Origin of the sequence: Streptomyces sp. NPDC094032 (genome assembly GCF_040303965.1) — a bacterium.
Taxonomy (GTDB): Bacteria; Actinomycetota; Actinomycetes; order Streptomycetales; family Streptomycetaceae; genus Streptomyces.
Genome location: NZ_JBEOUE010000009.1, coordinates 147,364 through 163,220 on the forward strand (window position 1 = coordinate 147,364; position 15,857 = coordinate 163,220).

Consider the following 15,857-nt stretch of genomic DNA (forward strand, 5'->3'; position numbering starts at 1 on the left):
TCCGGGCCACGCGCCCGCCTTGCTTCCACGCCGTTCAGAGGGACAGGCTACGGACGGCCGACCGACGAGCGGACAGTCTCCCGCGACTCCGCCGGCAGGCTCCGGTACTCGCCCCAGAGCCTTTCCATCGCGCTGAAGTCCCTGTGGTCGGCCTCCACCCACTGGGCGAAGAGCTGACGCTCAACGGCGCTCATCCTGCCTAGCCGGCTCAGTACGTCCGTGACGTCGGTCTGCTGGCCCCGGCCGCCGACCCGGCACCTGCGGCACTCGGTGACCATCTCGACCGCCGTCCCTCCGGGCTTCAGGACCTCACGGCGGGCGATGTCCAGCTGGGCGGTCTCGATCCCGCCGTCGTAGCTCTCGCCGGCGGCGATACCGCAGATCCGGCAGAGGTGATCGTCCCGGTCAAGGATCTCACGCCGCTGTGTGGCGTTCATGGCCGCCGTGGCGGACTTCGCCCGCGCCTGGCCGGGCTTCCAGACCTCGGCGCCCTTCTTGACGAAGCGCTGCTCGCTGGGCGACAGGGTCGGGTCGTCCCGGTTTGTCGCAATAACCCAGTCGTGGGTCCTGAGGTCCCGCATGCGGCGGTCAATCTGGGACGTCTCCGGAAACGCCTCGCGCAGCTGGGTCTTCGTGAAGATCTCGCCCTCGCCGACTTCGGTCAGGAGCCACAGCGCGCAGCGGACCATCGTTCCGTAACTGCCGCTCTGCCAGGGCGGAATGTCGGCGTTCATTTCTTTTCTCCCTTTATGTGCCAATTCGGGACTTTGGTCAGGTGCGTTACTCATGTCCGCGTCCGGTTCGTCTGTCCATTGGACGGTGAAGGAGGGGGAGGGATCAAGTTTTCACAGATGTTTGCGGCCGAACGCAAACAGGTCGCCTGGTGTGGAGCGGGAACGCAAACATCAGAAGCCCCGCCGGGGTGGTAACGCAAACATCCAAAGGGCCGGAATGGAGCGTTCCGGTGTTCGGGTGTGACAAGTTCATCGTGAAGGCTGATCGTTTGTGCCGTGTCCGTGTACATCTGGAGGTTCAGTGGCCGTACTGGGTCAGGTTCGGGAGACCTACTGGCGGGAGTGCAGTCCCGCGCGCATGGTGTTCGCCGAGAAGTTCCGGGCCCTCATCGGGGTGATGGAGTCGAAGAAGCAGGGAGCCCGCGCGGGGCTGCTGGGTGTCGCGCCCAGCACGCTGTCCAACTACTGGATCGGGCGGCGGATGCCCCGGGCCGACAAGCTGCGCGTGATCTACCAGGCTGTGGCGTCCCAGGCCGCCCGGCCGGTGCTGCCGGTCACCCTGGCGGAGCTGGAGGAGGCCCGGGCGGCTGCCCTCGCGGGGGACCACGACCTCATGGCCGTCCAGGTCATCACCGCGGTGCCCGTTCAGGAGAGGGGCGGCAGCGTTCCGGCACAGGGACCGGCGCTGGACCGGCGCAATGGCCAGAACGGCAAGGTGGGCGAAACGGTGGACGTCCTGCGCGAGGCGCGGCGTTCCGGCAGCCTGCGGCACCTCGTCGGGGCGGCGTGGTCGGCGAGCAGGACGCTGACTCTCGTGGAGTTCTGCGACGTGGTCGGCGCGCTGCACGGTGCCGGTGACGCGGACCTCACGGAGGCGCTGCTTCTCGCCGACGGCGAGCGTGCCGCCGAGGAGAGTATGCGGCTGGCCCTCGCCCTGATGGATGCCGGACTGACCGGCTCGGCCCGGCTGGTCATGAAGGCCAGCGTGCCTGCCGGGGGTGGCGTGACGGGGTAGCCAGGAGCAGGGAGCCGTACAACGGGGCTCCACCGCCATGAAGAACGCCAGCACGGAGCAGCTGTGTCACGCCGCTCCGGTTTCCGCCCTGCCCGCGTGCGGGTGCCCATTCCTCACGTCTTCTGGAGCCGTTCCGTCATGCTGAACATTTCACTGGCCGTCGTCGTCGGCGTCGCCATCGCCTTCTTCGTGGCGCTCGCCGCCGCCGCGGGCACGGTCGCCCTCGCCCGGTGGGACGGGAAGTCCGCCCCGGCGTCGATCATGCTGGGATGTGTCGCGTTCGCCGGCGCCTTCACGCTCGGTATCGCGCTGCTCACCTTCGTAGCGGGGGCAGGGGACTAGGCTCGCCGCGAGGTGCCCGTGAGGTCTCCAGATGCCGCACACTTGTGGGGTTGTCAGTGGGGTCTGTCACCCTCTGTGATGGCTGGTGGCATAAGGCGCCGGCGGGGTACGTGTTCGAAGGAGGGTGCATGACCAGCACTGGAGATGAGTTCACCTCGATCGAGATCTGTGCTGGAGCCGGCGGACAGGCCGTCGGTCTGCACGAAGCCGGGTTCAGGCATCTCGCCCTGGTCGAGATCGACACGCACGCGGCCAAGACTCTCGAACGGAACGTGGCCGCGCACGATGCGTGGAGCTGGGAGAGGCAGTACTGCGACATCCTGGCCAAGGACGTCAAGCTCTTCGATCCGAAGACCGACCTGGTCAAGAGCGGGGAGCTGCGGGAGCGGCACGGCGTCGACCTCCTGGCCGGCGGGGTGCCCTGCCCGCCGTTCTCGCACGCGGGCAAGCAGCTGGGCAAGGACGACGAGCGCGACCTGTTTCCCCGGATGCTGGAGCTCGTGGAGACGCTGGAGCCCAAGGCGGTGCTCATCGAAAACGTGCGCGGCCTCATGGACCCCAAGTTCGCCGACTACCGCACCATGATCCGGGCGAAGCTGGAGGGCGGCACGTACCGGGAGGAAGACGGGACCGAGGTCACCACGGAGGGGCTCGGCTACACGGTGAGTAAGTGGGACGTGCTGGAGGCGAGTGACTTCGGCGTCCCCCAGCTCCGCCCGCGCGCGATCCTCGTGGCGTTCCGTAAAGAGGTCCTCAGCAGCGTGAAGGGGGACTTGAAGTACGAGTGGCCCACCGCGACGCGTGAGGTCCCGGTGAGCGTGGCCGAGGCACTCGACGAGACCATGCAGGAGCGCTATCAGCGCTACTTCGACAGCCCGAAGCACGGTGCCAGGGCGCGCAAGGCGCTCGAGCACTGGCGGGAGGCGGCGGCCAAGCGGAACGTCGCGCTGGACGGTAAGGGGATCGCCCCGACCCTCGTCGGCGGCTCGAAGAAGCACGGCGGCGCGGACCTGGGGCCGAGCCGGGCCAAGGCCGCGTGGAGGCAGCTGGGCGTCTCCGGGATGGGCGTGGCGAACGACATGGAGACCTGCGCGAAGAAGGAGACGGAGGACCGCGACCTGTTCGGGGCGGACGGTCCGATGCTCACCGTGGAGCAGGCGGCGATCATCCAGGGGTTCCCGAAGGGCTGGATCCTGGACGGGGGCAAGACCGCGCAGTACCGGCAGGTCGGCAACGCGTTTCCGCCCCCGGTCGCGAAGGCGGTCGGCGACTCGATCATGGACGTCCTGAAGGCGGCCCGGGAACGGGACGCGCGGCAGTCCTGAACCACACCGTAGCTACGCCGTGCCCTCGCCCCGCGCGAGGGCACGGCGTTTCTCTACTTCGGCGGCGATGGCAGCCGCGCATTCCTCCGAGGGCTCGTGCTCCCAGAAGCGGAGGACGGTCCAGCCGGCCTCTTCCAGGCGCGCATTCGTATCGCGGTCCCGGGTCATGTTCCGGTGGACCTTCTCCGACCAGTAGCCGGGGTTCGTCTTGGGGGAGACGTAGTGCTCAGGACAGCCGTGCCAGTAGCAGCCGTCGATGAACACGGCCAGTCTTACCGGCCGGAAGATGATGTCCGCCGTTCTCCGCAGCTCAGGCAGAGGCTTCGCCGCGACGCGATAGCGCAGCCCCTGTGCGTGCAGCAGCCGCCTGATGAGCTGTTCTGGCCTGGTGTCCCGGCTGCGGATCGCCTGCATGTTGCGACGCCGGGCCGCGGAGGAAGCCCAGGAGCCGGGAGGCGGCTCCCAGGCGGCCGGCTCCTGGGACTTCTCGTTCACTGGATCAGCCATGGGTCTCATCAGTATTTCGCGGGTGCCGCCGCGGTCTCCCCCGGGAGCGCGAGGGCGTAGAAGTGCCCGTCGATCTCACTCTTCATCCGTTGGCTGGAGGCCGCCACTTCAGTGAGCGTCGCGGAGATCCACGTTCCCTTGTCCGGGGTTTCCAGCCCAAGGTCCGTGGCGATACGCGGATGAGGCTGCTGGTGCCCAAGAATGAGATTCCCTCGGGGCCCAGGAACTTTCTGGCGTCGCGCACGCGTTTCGGACTGTCATCCTGCTTCGCCACGGTGACGACCGTATTCCTGTTGATCACCTTTCTCTGGACCCTGCGGAAGAGCTCATTCGTCCGGAGCTGCCCGCTCGCCTGGTTTCCCGGGGCCGAGAAGATGGCCGCGCGGTCTTCTTCCGTCAGGCTCATAAGGACATTCTCGGGGAGGCGCCCGTCGCGGACGATCCAACGGACAGCGGATCGTCCAGCGGCGGAGAGCGACCGCTTTCCGTCGCGGTTTTCCCCGGCGTTCAGAATGCCCCCGTCGATGCGCAGGAGCCCTGCCGAGAACAGTGAACGATGGTCGTCTGCCCTGGTCAGAAGGCAGATGTGGCCGGCCGCCTCCTTGGGAATGGTCCAGTTTGACCCGATGGTGAATTTCGAGTCCACCTCATGGTCGGCGATGAGGTAGTCCATGCGCTGTCCGCGCTGCAGGCCGAATGCGCTGCGGATGATGATCTCGACCTTGGTGCCGAGATAGGTCTTCTCGGTCTTCTCAAGGTCGTCGATGTCATATCTTCCGGTCCGCTGCCCGTCCAGAACCTCATCGATCGCCTGCCGTATGGACACACCGATGAGCGCCGCCGCTGAGCGTTCATCCAGCCACTCGGCGACTTCGTCCACGGCGGGGTCGGCTGAGGAACCCGGCATGGCGCTGATGTTCTGCGCAGCCGTGAAATCCAAGGGAAGTGTGTCGTCAGACAAGTGGTTCCAGCTCCAGAAGTACGTCAGACGGTTGATCTGTCAGGCGCCGGCTGCGCCCCCATGGCACTCCCCATAGACCCTTTCCGACCCGCACCAGCAAGCCCCAGTCCGCAGCGGCGGCCATGCCGTAGCCCGCCCCCGGGCCGCCAGTGTCGTGGCGTACTGGGGCAGGAGGTCCGGGTTGGCGGGGGTGGAGGATTCTGAGGCGGCGAAGGCTTCGTAGGAGGGGACTGTGGCTGGGACGATGCCCAGGTTGGGGGTGCCGGCTTGGGACAGTTCTCGTAGGGAGGCTTCGATGTCTGTCAGGTGGGCTCGGTAGGTCGGGTACTCCGCCTCCAGCTCCGGGTAGGCCGCCAGCAGCTCGTCCAGTTCCGGTTCCGGCCAGTGCAGGACCGCCACCGGGAACGGGCGCGACAGGGCCGTGCGGTACGAGCCCAGCTCCGAGCGGAGGCGGGTGATCTCGGCCTGGAGCTCCGCCGGGTCCGACGAGCCCAGGGACCACAGCCGCTTCGGGTCGTGCAGCTCGTCCAACGGGACGTCCCCCTGGTGGAGGCGGTCCGCCAGCGTGTCGTGCGCGTCGTGCGGCAGCGCCAGCATGCGGCGGACGCGGTGGCGGCTCGCCAGGAGGGACTGGAGCGCGTACGAGAGGTCCTCGCCCGGCGGCACCAGAAGAACCGCCGCCTCCGTGAACGTCGCCTCCGCCTCCTCCAGCTCGTCGTGGGACTCCAGCGTCTCCGCCGCGATCTCCCACGGTGCCGGGTCCGACGGGCGGGCCCCGCGCACGCCCTCGATGATCGCCCTGGCCTCGGCCTCGTGCCCGTACTCCCACAGGTTCGCCGCCTTCAGCGACCTGATCAGGAGCGGCGCCGCCGGCGAGCCGGACAGCAGCTCGTCGTACAGCGACGTCGCCCGCTCGCGCTCGCCCGCCAGTTCCAGGTGGGCCGCCGCGCGCAGCAACAGCGGTTCGCGGTCCTCCGGGTACTGCCCCGCGGTGCGGAGCAGGCGCTCGGCTTCGGTCGTGTGGTCGGCAGACATGTCGGGGCGCATGTCGACCACCGTACTGCTGTACGGCCCTGGAGAGTTGGTGCCTCAGCGCTTATCGTGCCCGCCGTGCGGGGTCGGATACCGGTGGTCGTTCAGGGGCGCGCGCGGCGCGGCCCCCTCGGGCGTGCCCTCTGGGTGGCTGCCGAGGTCTTCGTCACCTGCGGGGTCGTCCTCGTCCTCTTCGTCGTCCAGCAGGTCTGGTGGACCAACGAGCAGGCCCGCGCCCAGGCCGTCGACCAGGTGCGCGAGCTGGAGAGGGAGTGGGGTACCTCACCCCCCGGAGACAGCGACAGCGACAGCGATAGCGATAGCGGTAGCGGTAGCGATGGGGGAGTAGTGGGGGGTGCCTCGCCCAGCGACTCCGGCGGCTCCGGTGGGAGCGGCGTGGGCGGCGGAGCCCGTGATTCCTCCGAATCCCCCGATCCCTCCCCGAGCGGCGCCCGCCCCGACCCCTCCTCCGCCTACGCCATCCTCCACATCCCCCGCCTCGATCTCACCGTCCCCATCGCCGACGGTGTCGGCAAGCGCAGCGTGCTCGATCGTGGGTTCGTCGGGCACTATCCCGGTACCGCCGGGCCCGGGCGGGTCGGGAACTTCGCGCTTGCCGGGCATCGGAACACCCACGGTGAGCCCTTCCGGTATGTCAACCGGCTGCGGAAGGGGGACGTCATCGGGGTGCGGACGCGGTCCGGGTCGTACACCTATCGGGTCGACCTCGTCCTTCCGCAGACCTCGCCCCGCGACGTCGGTGTCATCGCGCCCGTACCCCGGTCCCTCTACAAGCCGTCCTACGGGTACGACGCGCCCGGGTCCTATCTCACCCTCACCACCTGCACCCCCGAGTTCACCTCCACCTACCGGCTCATCGTCTGGGCGAAGCTGGTGCCCGACGCCACCTGACGCACCCCCTAGGTTTGACCGGGTGATCAAGCGTCGTCCTCATCTGCTCTGGCTGCTCGTGCCGTATCTGCTCTTCGTCGTCGCCCTGCCCTTCGTCAACCGCGTCCCCATGCTGCTCTTCTGGCTGCTCGGGGCCACCGTCCTCACCCCCTTCTCCGTCGCCCTCGCGCGCCGGGGGGACCGGCGGGCGGAGCGGGAACGGTGTGAACGGTGAGCTCCGCGCTCTGGATCCTCGGCGGGTTCCTCGTGCTCACCGTGCTCCTCGGGCTGCTCGCCGTGCGGCGGCAGGAGAGCGGCGGGCTCGCCGACTGGTCCGTCGGCGGGCGGTCGCTCGGGCCCGTGTTCATCTGGGTGCTGATGGCGGGGGAGGGGTACACCAGCTTCAGCTATCTCGGCGCCGCCGGCTGGGGGTACAACTACGGCGCCCCCGTGCTGTACGTCGTCGCCTACATGTCCTGCGGCTACGCCCTCGGCTACGTCGTCGGGCCCATGCTCTGGGGGTACGCCCGCAAGCACGGGCTCGTCTCCCTCAGCGACATGGCCGCCCACCGCTACCGCAGCCCCTGGCTCGGCGCGCTCGTCGCCGTCCTCGCGACCGTCTTCCTCCTGCCGTACATCCAGCTCCAGATCACCGGCATGGGCGTCGTCCTCTCGACCGTCTCCTACGGGCGGATCGGGCTCGGCCTCGCCTACTTCCTCGCCTTCGCCGTCACCACCGGCTTCGTCGTCGTCAGCGGGCTGCGCGGCAGCGCCTGGGTCTCCGTCCTCAAGGACGGGCTCGTCATCCTCACCCTCGGCTTCCTCGCCGTGTACGTGCCGCTGCACTACTTCGACGGGTACGGGGAGTTCCTCGGGCGGCTCGCCGACGAGAAGCGCGAGTGGCTCGCGCTGCCGGGGCACGGGGGTGCGGTCAGCGGGTACGGGGTCGGGTGGTTCGCCTCCACCACCCTGCTCAACTCCCTCACCGTCGTCATCTTCCCCACCACCGTCGCCGGCTACCTCGGCGCCCGCGACGCCGACACCCTGCGCCGCAACGCCGTCTGGCTGCCCGCCTACAACGTGCTCCTCTTCGTCCCCATGCTGCTCGGCATGGCCGCCCTCTTCGTCGTCCCCGGGCTCACCGGCGCCGGGTCGAACCTCGCCCTCTTCGAGCTCGTCACCGACTCCCTGCCGCCGTGGGCGGTCGGCCTCGTCGGGGTTGCCGCGGCGCTCTCCTCCATCGTGCCCATGGCCGTCTTCATGCTGGTCATCGGCACCATGTGGGGGCGCAGCGTGCTCTCCCTCGTGCCCCGGCTGCGCGAGCGCGAGAAGGGGCTCGCCCAGCTCGTCGTGGTCGTCGCCGGCGCCCTCGCCCTCGTCATGACGTACACCGCGCCCAACACCCTCGTCCGCCTCTCCCTCATCTCGTACGAGGGGATGGCGCAGCTCCTGCCGCTGCTTCTGGTGGGGCTCGTGTGGCGGGGGATGAGTCTGTACGGAGGGGTCTGCGGGCTTGTCGTCGGGGTCGGGCTCGTCTGCTGTCTCGTCTTCAGCGGGAACGATCCCGTGGGGGGCCTGAACGCCGGGCTCGTCGCCCTGCTCGCCAACCTCGCCGTGGCCGTTCTCGTCAGCCTGTACGGGCCCAAGGGCGGCCGGGACCGGGACCGGGACGGCCGGCCCGACGAGGACGTGCTCGCTCTGGAGGAGTTCACCGACGCGCGCGTGCCCGGGGTGCCCCGGGTGCCCAGGTGAGGGGGCCTCAGCCCCGCCCCGACACCAGCGTCACCGCCGCCCCGGCCAACCCCAGCGCCGCCGACGTCAGCAGGGCCGTGTCCGGGCCCGTCGTCGACAGCGCCAGGGCCAGTGCCACGCCCGCCGACGAGCCGATGTAGCGGGCCGTGTTGTTGGCGCCCGAGCCCATCGCCGCGCGCTCGCGCGGGACCGAGTCCACCGCCAGGCGCGGCAGCGCGGCGTTCAGCAGGCCGCTGCCCGCGCCCGCCACCACCAGGCCCGGCAGCAGACGGGGCAGGGCCGCGCCCTCCAGGGCGCCGTACAGGGCGAGGACGCCCGCCGTCGAGAGCGCGAAGCCCAGGGCCAGCTGGTGCGTGGCGGAGAGGCGGTCGGCCAGGCGGCGGGAGTACAGGGCCACCACGAAGGCCGTGCCCGACCAGAGGAGGAAGAGCCACGCCGTCGTCAGCGCGGCCATCCCCGCGCCCCGCTGGAGCAGGGCCGGCAGCACGCTGAAGAAGCCGATCACCGCCAGGCCCGTGAACAGCGCTCCCGCCGTCGCCGCCCGGAAGGCGGGCGTACGGAAGAGGGCCAGGTCGATCATCGGGGCCGCGCTGCGCCGCTCGACCCGGACGAAGAGGGCCGTCAGGGCGACGGCCGCGAGGGCGAGCAGGCCGACCGACGGGCGCAGCCAGCCGTCCCGGCCCAGGGTCAGCGCGGTGAGCAGCGCGGCCAGGGCCAGGCCCAGCGCGAGCGCCCCGGCGAGGTCCGTCCGCCCCTCGCGCGGGGCGCGGGACTCGGCGAGGGTACGGGTGCCGAGCGCGGCCACCAGGAGGGTCGCGCCGCCCAGCGTCACATACGTCCACCGCCAGTCGGCGAGCGTGCTGAGGGTGCCCGCGAGCAGGGGGCCCAGCGCGATGCCCGCGCTGACGAAGGCGCCCCACACGCCGGTCGCCCTGATCCGTTCCGCGCCGGTCGGGAAGGCGTGGGCCAGCAGGCCGAGGCTGGCGGCGAGCACCGCCGCGCTCGCCGCGCCCTGGGCGACCCGGGCGAGCGTGAACGTGAGGGTGGAGTCCGCGAAGCCGCCGAGCGCGGTGGTGAGGCCGAGGCCGAGGGTGCCGAGCAGGAAGACCCGGCGCCGCCCGTGGGCGTCGGCCAGGCTGCCGGCCACCAGGAGGAGGACGGCGAGGCCGAGCGGGGTGCCGTTGAGCAGCCAGGCCTGGGCGGACGCGGGGGTGCCGAAGGCGCGGGCCGTGCTGGGCAGGGTGAGCATCGGGGCCGTGTAGTTCATCAGCGTCAGCGCGGTGGCGGCGCTGGTGACGGCGAGCGTCGCGCGGCCCCGGACCCGGTCGCCCCGAGGGCGGTCGGCTGCCAGGCGGACCTCGGCGGCTTGCTGGGGCATGGCAGGACCTCGGCTTCCGTCGGTTCGTTCACTGAACCTTGAGCGTCCTCGTACCGTACCAGTCAAGGTTCATTCACTGAACCATTTCCCCTACACTCGTCCCCATGGCCCTCGGCAAGGACTACGCGACCCAGCAGTGCTCCATCGCCCGCGCCCTCGAAGTCGTCGGCGAGCGCTGGACGCTCCTCGTCGTGCGTGACGCCTTCTACGGCGTGCGCCGCTACAACGACTTCCTCACCCACCTCGGCGCCCCCCGCGCCGTCCTCGCCGCCCGCCTCCAGGCCCTCGTCGAGGCCGGGGTGCTCGACCGGCGCCGCTACCAGGAGTCGCCGCCGCGCGACGAGTACGTGCTCACCGAGCGCGGCATCGCCCTCTGGCCCGTCCTGCGCTCCCTCGGCCTGTGGGGGCGCGAGTCCCAGCCCGGCGCCGTGCCCATGCGTCATTTCCATCACGTCGACTGCGGCACCGAGGTCGGTCCGTACGGCGAGTGCCCGGCCTGCCGGATCCCCGTCCACCCCGCCGACATCGAGATGCGGCCCGGCGCCGGGCTCGATCCGGACCCCGCCGACCCCGTCGGCCGCGCCCTCCTCGCGCCCCGCCGTCTCCTCGTACCGCTGGAGACCGGTCGTGTATAACGGACAGGACGACCAGTCAGGTGAACGGGTGCCCACGGGTGACCCATGGGTGAGCCGCGGGTGACCCGCGGGCAAGCGGGGCAGGAGGCCGGAATGCGCAACGGGCTGCTGCTGCGTCTCCTCGCGCCGCTCCTCTTCCTCCTCGCCCTCGCCGATCTGCTCCTCTCCGAGGGCTCGACCGGCGCCGGACTCTCCGCCGCCTTCGCCATGGCCGCGACCGCCTTCGTCTGCGCCCTGATCGGCGCCGGCGCGGTCCTGCCCGTGCCGCCCACCCGGGTCCGCACCGCCCTGCGCGAACGCGCCCGGCGGACCGCCTTCCTGCCCCAGCGCGACCCCGACGCCAAGGGCCGCCGCAGGCCCCGGGCGCCCGGGCGTGCCCTCCTGACGGCCGCGTAGGGACCCCGTACCCCCGGTACCTCGTACCTCCCGTACCCCCCCGTACCGGAGACGCCCTCTCGCGTTCCGTCCTGCCGAATTCCGCGCCGCGCGATTCCGCGTGCCGCGCGCATCTCCCCGGCACGACGAGACCCCTCGGAGGGCTCCCATGTCCGTTTTCGCTTCCCTGGTCGAGAACCTCGCCGACCTGCTCCAGCCGCTCTTCGGCGCGAGCGCCACCGCCGCCGCGATCATCCTCTTCACGATGTGCGTACGGCTCGCCGTCCACCCCCTCTCCCGGGCCGCCGCCCGTGGCCAGAAGGCCCGCACCCGGCTCGCCCCGCGCCTCGCCGAGCTGCGCAAGAAGCACGCCAAGAACCCCGAGCGCCTCCAGAAGGCGGTCATGGAGCTGCACCGCGAGGAGAAGGTCTCGCCGCTCGCCGGCTGCTTGCCGAGCCTGCTCCAGGCGCCCGCGTTCTTCCTGATGTTCCACCTCTTCTCCAGCGGGCGGATGGCCGGCCACAGCCTCTTCGCCGCCCCGCTCGGCGACCACTACGCCGACGCCCTCGCCGACGGCGGCGCCTTCGGCCCGGCCGGCCTGGTCTACCTGGTGCTCTTCGCGATCGTCGCCGCCGTCGCCACGTACAACTACCGCCGTGCCCGGCGCCAGCCGCTCGCCGTGCCCGCCGACCCCGCGCAGCCCGGCGCGGGCGTGACCGCGGCGATGGGCCGCTACCTCCCGCTGCTCTCCTTCGCGACCCTGCTCTCGGTGGCCGCCGTGCCGCTGGCCGCCGCGCTCTACATCGTCACCAGCACCACCTGGACCGCGGTCGAGCGGGCCTTCCTCTACCGGGACATGCCCGCCGCCGGGGCGCTGGTTACCCCCGCGTAAGGGTCCAGGGTGTGAACGGGGTCTTGCAGACGGAACGGTTCCATTGGAGGATCGACCAATCCTCCGATGGCCGCACTCCATCGGCCGGGGCTCACCACGGCCCGTCCCACGGGCCACCTCGACCACAGGGAGAAGACCATGAAGCTGCTGCGTGTCGGCCCGCCGGGGGCCGAGCGGCCCGCCCTCCTCGACCAGTACGGGACGCTCCGCGACCTGTCCGCGCTGGTCGACGACATCGACGGCGGTCTCCTCGGGGACGCGTCGACGCTCGACCGGGTACGGGCCGCGGCCGGCGCGGGCGTGCTGCCCGCGCTCGACGCGACCGGGCTGCGGGTCGGCCCGCCGGTCGGCCGGATCGGCAAGGTCGTGTGCATCGGGCTGAACTACCACGGGCACGCGGCGGAGGTCGGGGCGGCGACCCCGGCGGAGCCCGTCGTCTTCCTCAAGGCCGCCGACACCGTCGTCGGCCCCGACGACACCGTTCTCGTGCCGCGTGGCTCGGTGAAGACGGACTGGGAGGTCGAGCTGGCCATCGTCATCGGCCGCACCGCCCGCTACCTGGAGACCGACGAGGAGGCCCTGGCCCACGTCGCCGGGTACGCGCTCGCCCACGACGTCTCCGAGCGCGAGTTCCAGATCGAGCGCGGCGGCACCTGGGACAAGGGCAAGAACTGCGAGACCTTCAACCCGCTCGGCCCCTGGCTGGTCACCGCCGACGAGGTGCCGGACCCGCAGGACCTCGGTCTGCGGCTGTGGGTCAACGGCGAGCTGAAGCAGGACGGGCACACCTCCGACCAGATCTTCCCGGTCGCCGAGGTGGTCCGTTACGTCAGCCGCTTCATGACCCTCTACCCCGGCGACATCATCAACACCGGCACCCCGGCGGGCGTCGCCATGGGGCAGCCGGAGCCGAAGCCGTATCTGCGCGCCGGTGACGTCGTCGAGCTGGAGATCGACGGCCTCGGGCGTCAGCGCCAGGAGCTGAAGGGCGCCTGAGCCGAAGCGGGCGGGGGCTCGGCGGGGCCCGGCGGGGGCGGATCGGCCGCCCCCGCCGTGAATCTTTCGGGCGATGACCTCGATGCCCCTGCGCGTGGGGCGTCGCTATCGGCCGCCAAATTCTGCATATTGCCCCATATGAGTGCACATGTGTCGAATCGTCAGCGTCTGCTGAAGGCGGCCGTGGCGGTGGCGGGCGCCGCCGCCCTCGTCGGCGGCCTCGCCACCGCGAGCCTCGCCGACCCGCTTCCGGGCGGGCTCGGCCCCTGTCTGCCGGGCAAGTGCCCCTCCCCGTACCCGGACATCAACAACGGGACGATCGCCGGGCGCGACAACAACATCAACATCTTCGTCGGCGGCGACTTCCTCGTCCGGCAGGCGGCGGCCGAGGCCGAGGGGAAGGTGGTCGTCCTCGGCGACTTCGACATGAACAAGCGGGCGGGCGTCTCGCAGATCTACAACGTCGGCGTCGCCGGTGTCGGCTCGCGCGTCCCGCCGGACGACGGCACCGACTTCCTCACCACCGGCGGGGACATCACCATCGCCGCCGGGCAGCGCCTGCTCGCCGAGGAGGGGGCCGTGCACGGGGTCGTGCGGTACGCGGGCGCGCTCAGCGGGACGATCACGCCGAAGTCCGTCCATGACACGGCGGCGGTCGACAAGTACCGGACGCTGCGCGAGCAGCTCACCGACGTCAGCCGCTGCTACGCGTACGTGCAGGGCAAGCACCGCCCGGCGACCGGCACCGCCGTCAACGGCAGCGACGAGACCGTCTTCACCGGCGACGGGAAGTCGGCGCTCCAGATCTTCGACATCGACTTCGACCTGGAGTCGAGGACCGGCGGCTCCCAGGGCTTCCGCTTCACCGGCATCCCGGACGGCGCGACGGTCCTCGTCAACGTCTACGGCACGGACCGGACGATCGACACGTTCAGCGGCGACGTGCAGGACTCCCTTCAGGACAAGCTGCTGTGGAACTTCCCCGACGCGACCAAGACGACCTTCGAGGGCAGCGGGCAGTTCGAGGGGAGCGTGCTCATCGGCCGGCCGACGAGCGTGGCGACGGTGACCATGCCCGGCATGAACGGGCGCTTCTACACGAGCGGTTCGCTGACCCACACCTCGTTGGTGAACGGGGGCGGCGGGCAGGAGATGCACGCGTATCCGTTCAACGGGGACCTGCCGAAGTGCGACGCGTTCGGACCCACGCCCACCCCGACCCCGACCCCGACGCCCACCCCCACGCCGACCCCGAGTCCGACGGACTCGCAGGGGACGGACGGCGGGACGGCGGACGGGGGCGCGAGTGACGGCGGTTCGAGCGACGGGGGCTCCAGCGACGGGGGCTCGTCCGACGGGGGCTCCAGCGATGGAGGCTCCAGCGACGGCGGTTCCTCCGACGGGGGCTCCTCCGACGGGGGCTCCTCCGACGGTGGCGCGGACACCGGCGGTCACGGCACGACCGGCGGCGGGTCCACCGGGGGCGACACCACCGGCGGTCACGGCACCACCGGCGGCACCTCCGGCGGCGGCGAACTCCCCGACACCGGCGCCGGTTCCACCACCGGGAAGGTCGTCATGGGGGTGACGGCCGCCGGGCTCGCCCTCAGCGGCGGTGTCCTCGTCGCGGTCAGTCGGCGGCGGCGCCGTTCGAGCGGTACGAGCGGTACGAACTGAGCAGGCGCTCCAGATCGAGGGCGGTCCCGGCGGTCCGGCCCCTCACAGCTCCACCGTCACGCCCTCGCGGGCGGAGCGCTTCGCCGCCTCCAGTACGTCGAGGGCGTCGGCCGCCTCGTGCGCCGTGACCGGGTTCGGGCCGGTGCCGCGCAGGGCGGCGGCGACGGCGGCGTAGTAGGCGGGGTAGGCGCCGGGCAGGGTCTCGACGGGGGTGCCGCCGCCCGTCAGGGGGGACTCGCCCGAGCCGATCCGCCCCCACAGCCGCTCCGGCTCGACGCCCCAGGCGGCGCCGGGCTCGGGGCGCAGGCCCTCGCGGAGGGCGGCCTCCTGGGGGTCGAGCCCGTACTTCACATAGCCGGCGCGCTGGCCGAGCAGCCGGAAGCGGGGGCCGAGCTGGGCGGTGGTGGCGCTCACCCAGAGGTGCGAGCGGACGCCGTTCGCGTGGGTGATCGCGAGGAAGGTGTCGTCGTCGGCCTCGGCGCCGGGGCGGCGCACGTCGGACTCGGCGTACACGCGGACGGCGGGACCGAAGAGGACCAGGGCCTGGTCGACGACGTGGCTGCCGAGGTCGTAGAGCAGTCCGCCGATCTCCTCCGGGGCGCCGGACTCGCGCCAGCCGCCCTTCGGGCGCGGACGCCAGCGCTCGAACCGGGACTCGAAGCGCTGGACCTCGCCGAGCTCGCCCTCGGCGAGGAGGGCGCGCAGGGTGAGGAAGTCGTTGTCCCAGCGGCGGTTCTGGAACACCGAGAGCAGCAGCCCGCGCGCGTCGGCGAGGGCGGCGAGCCCGCGCGCCTCGGCGGCGGTCCCGGCGAGCGGCTTGTCCACGACGACGGGCAGCCCGGCCTCCAGGGCGGCGGTGGCGATCGGCACGTGGGTCTTGTTGGGGGAGGCGACCACGACCAGGTCGAGCGCGTCCGCCCGCGCCCACAGCTCCTCGGGCGAGGCGGCGACGGCAACCCCCGGATGCTCGGCCCGCGCCTGCTCGGCACGCTCCGCACTGCCGGTGGTGACCGTGTCCAGGACGAGGTCGGGGGAGGCGGCGATCAGCGGCGCATGAAAGACGGAGCCCGCGAGGCCGTAGCCGACGAGTCCGACGCGGAGGGGGGCGGGGGCGGTGCCAGTCATGCCGCCCACTTTGGCAACGCTGTTGCGAAAGTGCAAGCAGGGGGGAGAATGGGCGGGTGAGGATGGAGAGGGGTACGGGAGTGGGGACGGGTGCGGGGGTGGGTGCGGGCGCCGGAGCGGGTGCGCGTGCGGGTGCGGGTGCGGGAACGAGCACAGGCCCGGGTACGGGAACGAGCCCAGGTGCGGGAGCGGGAGCAGCCGCCGGGTCCGGGCCAAGCGG

Annotated in this window: 17 protein-coding genes; 11 read left to right on the forward strand and 6 right to left on the reverse strand. The window is 71.5% G+C overall.

Features of this window, described 5'->3' with window-relative positions; genetic code table 11:
- Nucleotides 1–47: 47 nt before the first annotated feature.
- On the reverse strand, nucleotides 48–734 hold the full coding sequence (locus ABTZ54_RS15685) for a KpnI family restriction enzyme N-terminal domain-containing protein (RefSeq protein ID WP_351662772.1): 687 nt from the start codon (nucleotides 732–734) through the stop codon (nucleotides 48–50).
- Between the two features lie 301 nt (nucleotides 735–1,035).
- Between ABTZ54_RS15685 and ABTZ54_RS15690 the strand changes: the two genes are divergently transcribed.
- From ABTZ54_RS15690 to ABTZ54_RS15700, 3 genes are all read left to right on the forward strand, one after another.
- Complete coding sequence (locus ABTZ54_RS15690; protein WP_351662775.1) at nucleotides 1,036–1,749, forward strand: hypothetical protein; 714 nt, start codon at nucleotides 1,036–1,038, stop codon at nucleotides 1,747–1,749.
- Between the two features lie 138 nt (nucleotides 1,750–1,887).
- Nucleotides 1,888–2,091 carry a hypothetical protein gene (locus ABTZ54_RS15695; RefSeq protein ID WP_351662778.1) on the forward strand — a complete coding sequence of 68 codons (204 nt, stop codon included), beginning with the start codon at nucleotides 1,888–1,890 and terminating at the stop codon, nucleotides 2,089–2,091.
- Between the two features lie 128 nt (nucleotides 2,092–2,219).
- A complete protein-coding gene (locus ABTZ54_RS15700; protein WP_351662781.1) occupies nucleotides 2,220–3,416 on the forward strand; it encodes a DNA cytosine methyltransferase in 1,197 nt (398 codons plus the stop codon).
- A 12-nt stretch (nucleotides 3,417–3,428) separates the two neighbouring features.
- On the opposite strand, the gene ABTZ54_RS15705 is transcribed toward ABTZ54_RS15700, so the two are convergent.
- From ABTZ54_RS15705 to ABTZ54_RS15720, 3 genes are all read right to left on the reverse strand, one after another.
- Entirely contained in the window at nucleotides 3,429–3,923 is a 495-nt protein-coding gene (locus tag ABTZ54_RS15705; RefSeq protein ID WP_351662784.1) for a very short patch repair endonuclease, read from the reverse strand.
- An 82-nt stretch (nucleotides 3,924–4,005) separates the two neighbouring features.
- Nucleotides 4,006–4,884 (reverse strand): NaeI family type II restriction endonuclease, encoded by an 879-nt coding sequence (locus tag ABTZ54_RS15715; RefSeq protein ID WP_351662787.1) that lies wholly within the window; start codon nucleotides 4,882–4,884, stop codon nucleotides 4,006–4,008.
- A 39-nt stretch (nucleotides 4,885–4,923) separates the two neighbouring features.
- Nucleotides 4,924–5,931, reverse strand: a complete 1,008-nt coding sequence (locus ABTZ54_RS15720; protein ID WP_351662790.1) for an SEC-C metal-binding domain-containing protein — start codon at nucleotides 5,929–5,931, stop codon at nucleotides 4,924–4,926.
- Nucleotides 5,932–5,994: 63 nt separating this feature from the next.
- On the opposite strand from ABTZ54_RS15720, the gene ABTZ54_RS15725 reads away from it, so the two are divergent.
- The 3 genes from ABTZ54_RS15725 to ABTZ54_RS15735 are packed head-to-tail and all read left to right on the forward strand — an operon-like array spanning nucleotide 5,995 to nucleotide 8,559.
- On the forward strand, nucleotides 5,995–6,828 hold the full coding sequence (locus ABTZ54_RS15725) for a class E sortase (RefSeq protein ID WP_351662793.1): 834 nt from the start codon (nucleotides 5,995–5,997) through the stop codon (nucleotides 6,826–6,828).
- 22 nt (nucleotides 6,829–6,850) lie between these two features.
- Entirely contained in the window at nucleotides 6,851–7,042 is a 192-nt protein-coding gene (locus tag ABTZ54_RS15730; RefSeq protein ID WP_351662796.1) for a hypothetical protein, read from the forward strand.
- Nucleotides 7,039–8,559, forward strand: coding sequence for a sodium:solute symporter family protein (locus tag ABTZ54_RS15735; RefSeq protein ID WP_351662798.1), 1,521 nt, complete (start codon nucleotides 7,039–7,041; stop codon nucleotides 8,557–8,559). The genes ABTZ54_RS15730 and ABTZ54_RS15735 overlap by 4 nt, the downstream gene beginning before the upstream one ends.
- A gap of 7 nt (nucleotides 8,560–8,566) precedes the next feature.
- Here the strand turns inward: ABTZ54_RS15735 and ABTZ54_RS15740 are convergent, their stop codons facing one another.
- The gene (locus tag ABTZ54_RS15740; protein ID WP_351662801.1) at nucleotides 8,567–9,937 is read right to left on the reverse strand and encodes an MFS transporter; all 1,371 of its coding nucleotides are present in this window, start codon (nucleotides 9,935–9,937) and stop codon (nucleotides 8,567–8,569) included.
- Nucleotides 9,938–10,041: 104 nt separating this feature from the next.
- Here ABTZ54_RS15740 and ABTZ54_RS15745 point away from each other — a divergent pair, with 104 nt between their 5' ends.
- The 5 genes from ABTZ54_RS15745 (at nucleotide 10,042) to ABTZ54_RS15765 (ending at nucleotide 14,512) form a co-directional block, all read left to right on the forward strand.
- Nucleotides 10,042–10,572, forward strand: coding sequence for a winged helix-turn-helix transcriptional regulator (locus ABTZ54_RS15745; protein WP_351662804.1), 531 nt, complete (start codon nucleotides 10,042–10,044; stop codon nucleotides 10,570–10,572).
- A 93-nt stretch (nucleotides 10,573–10,665) separates the two neighbouring features.
- Nucleotides 10,666–10,968, forward strand: coding sequence for a DUF6412 domain-containing protein (locus ABTZ54_RS15750; protein ID WP_351662807.1), 303 nt, complete (start codon nucleotides 10,666–10,668; stop codon nucleotides 10,966–10,968).
- 148 nt (nucleotides 10,969–11,116) lie between these two features.
- Nucleotides 11,117–11,839: a YidC/Oxa1 family membrane protein insertase gene (locus ABTZ54_RS15755; RefSeq protein ID WP_351662809.1), complete on the forward strand. Its 723-nt coding sequence runs from the start codon at nucleotides 11,117–11,119 to the stop codon at nucleotides 11,837–11,839.
- Between the two features lie 138 nt (nucleotides 11,840–11,977).
- Nucleotides 11,978–12,835: a fumarylacetoacetate hydrolase family protein gene (locus ABTZ54_RS15760; RefSeq protein ID WP_351662812.1), complete on the forward strand. Its 858-nt coding sequence runs from the start codon at nucleotides 11,978–11,980 to the stop codon at nucleotides 12,833–12,835.
- A 138-nt stretch (nucleotides 12,836–12,973) separates the two neighbouring features.
- The gene (locus tag ABTZ54_RS15765; RefSeq protein ID WP_351662815.1) at nucleotides 12,974–14,512 is read left to right on the forward strand and encodes a choice-of-anchor A family protein; all 1,539 of its coding nucleotides are present in this window, start codon (nucleotides 12,974–12,976) and stop codon (nucleotides 14,510–14,512) included.
- A gap of 42 nt (nucleotides 14,513–14,554) precedes the next feature.
- Here ABTZ54_RS15765 and ABTZ54_RS15770 read toward each other — a convergent pair whose 3' ends face one another.
- Entirely contained in the window at nucleotides 14,555–15,637 is a 1,083-nt protein-coding gene (locus tag ABTZ54_RS15770; protein ID WP_351662818.1) for a Gfo/Idh/MocA family oxidoreductase, read from the reverse strand.
- Nucleotides 15,638–15,857 lie beyond the last annotated feature (220 nt).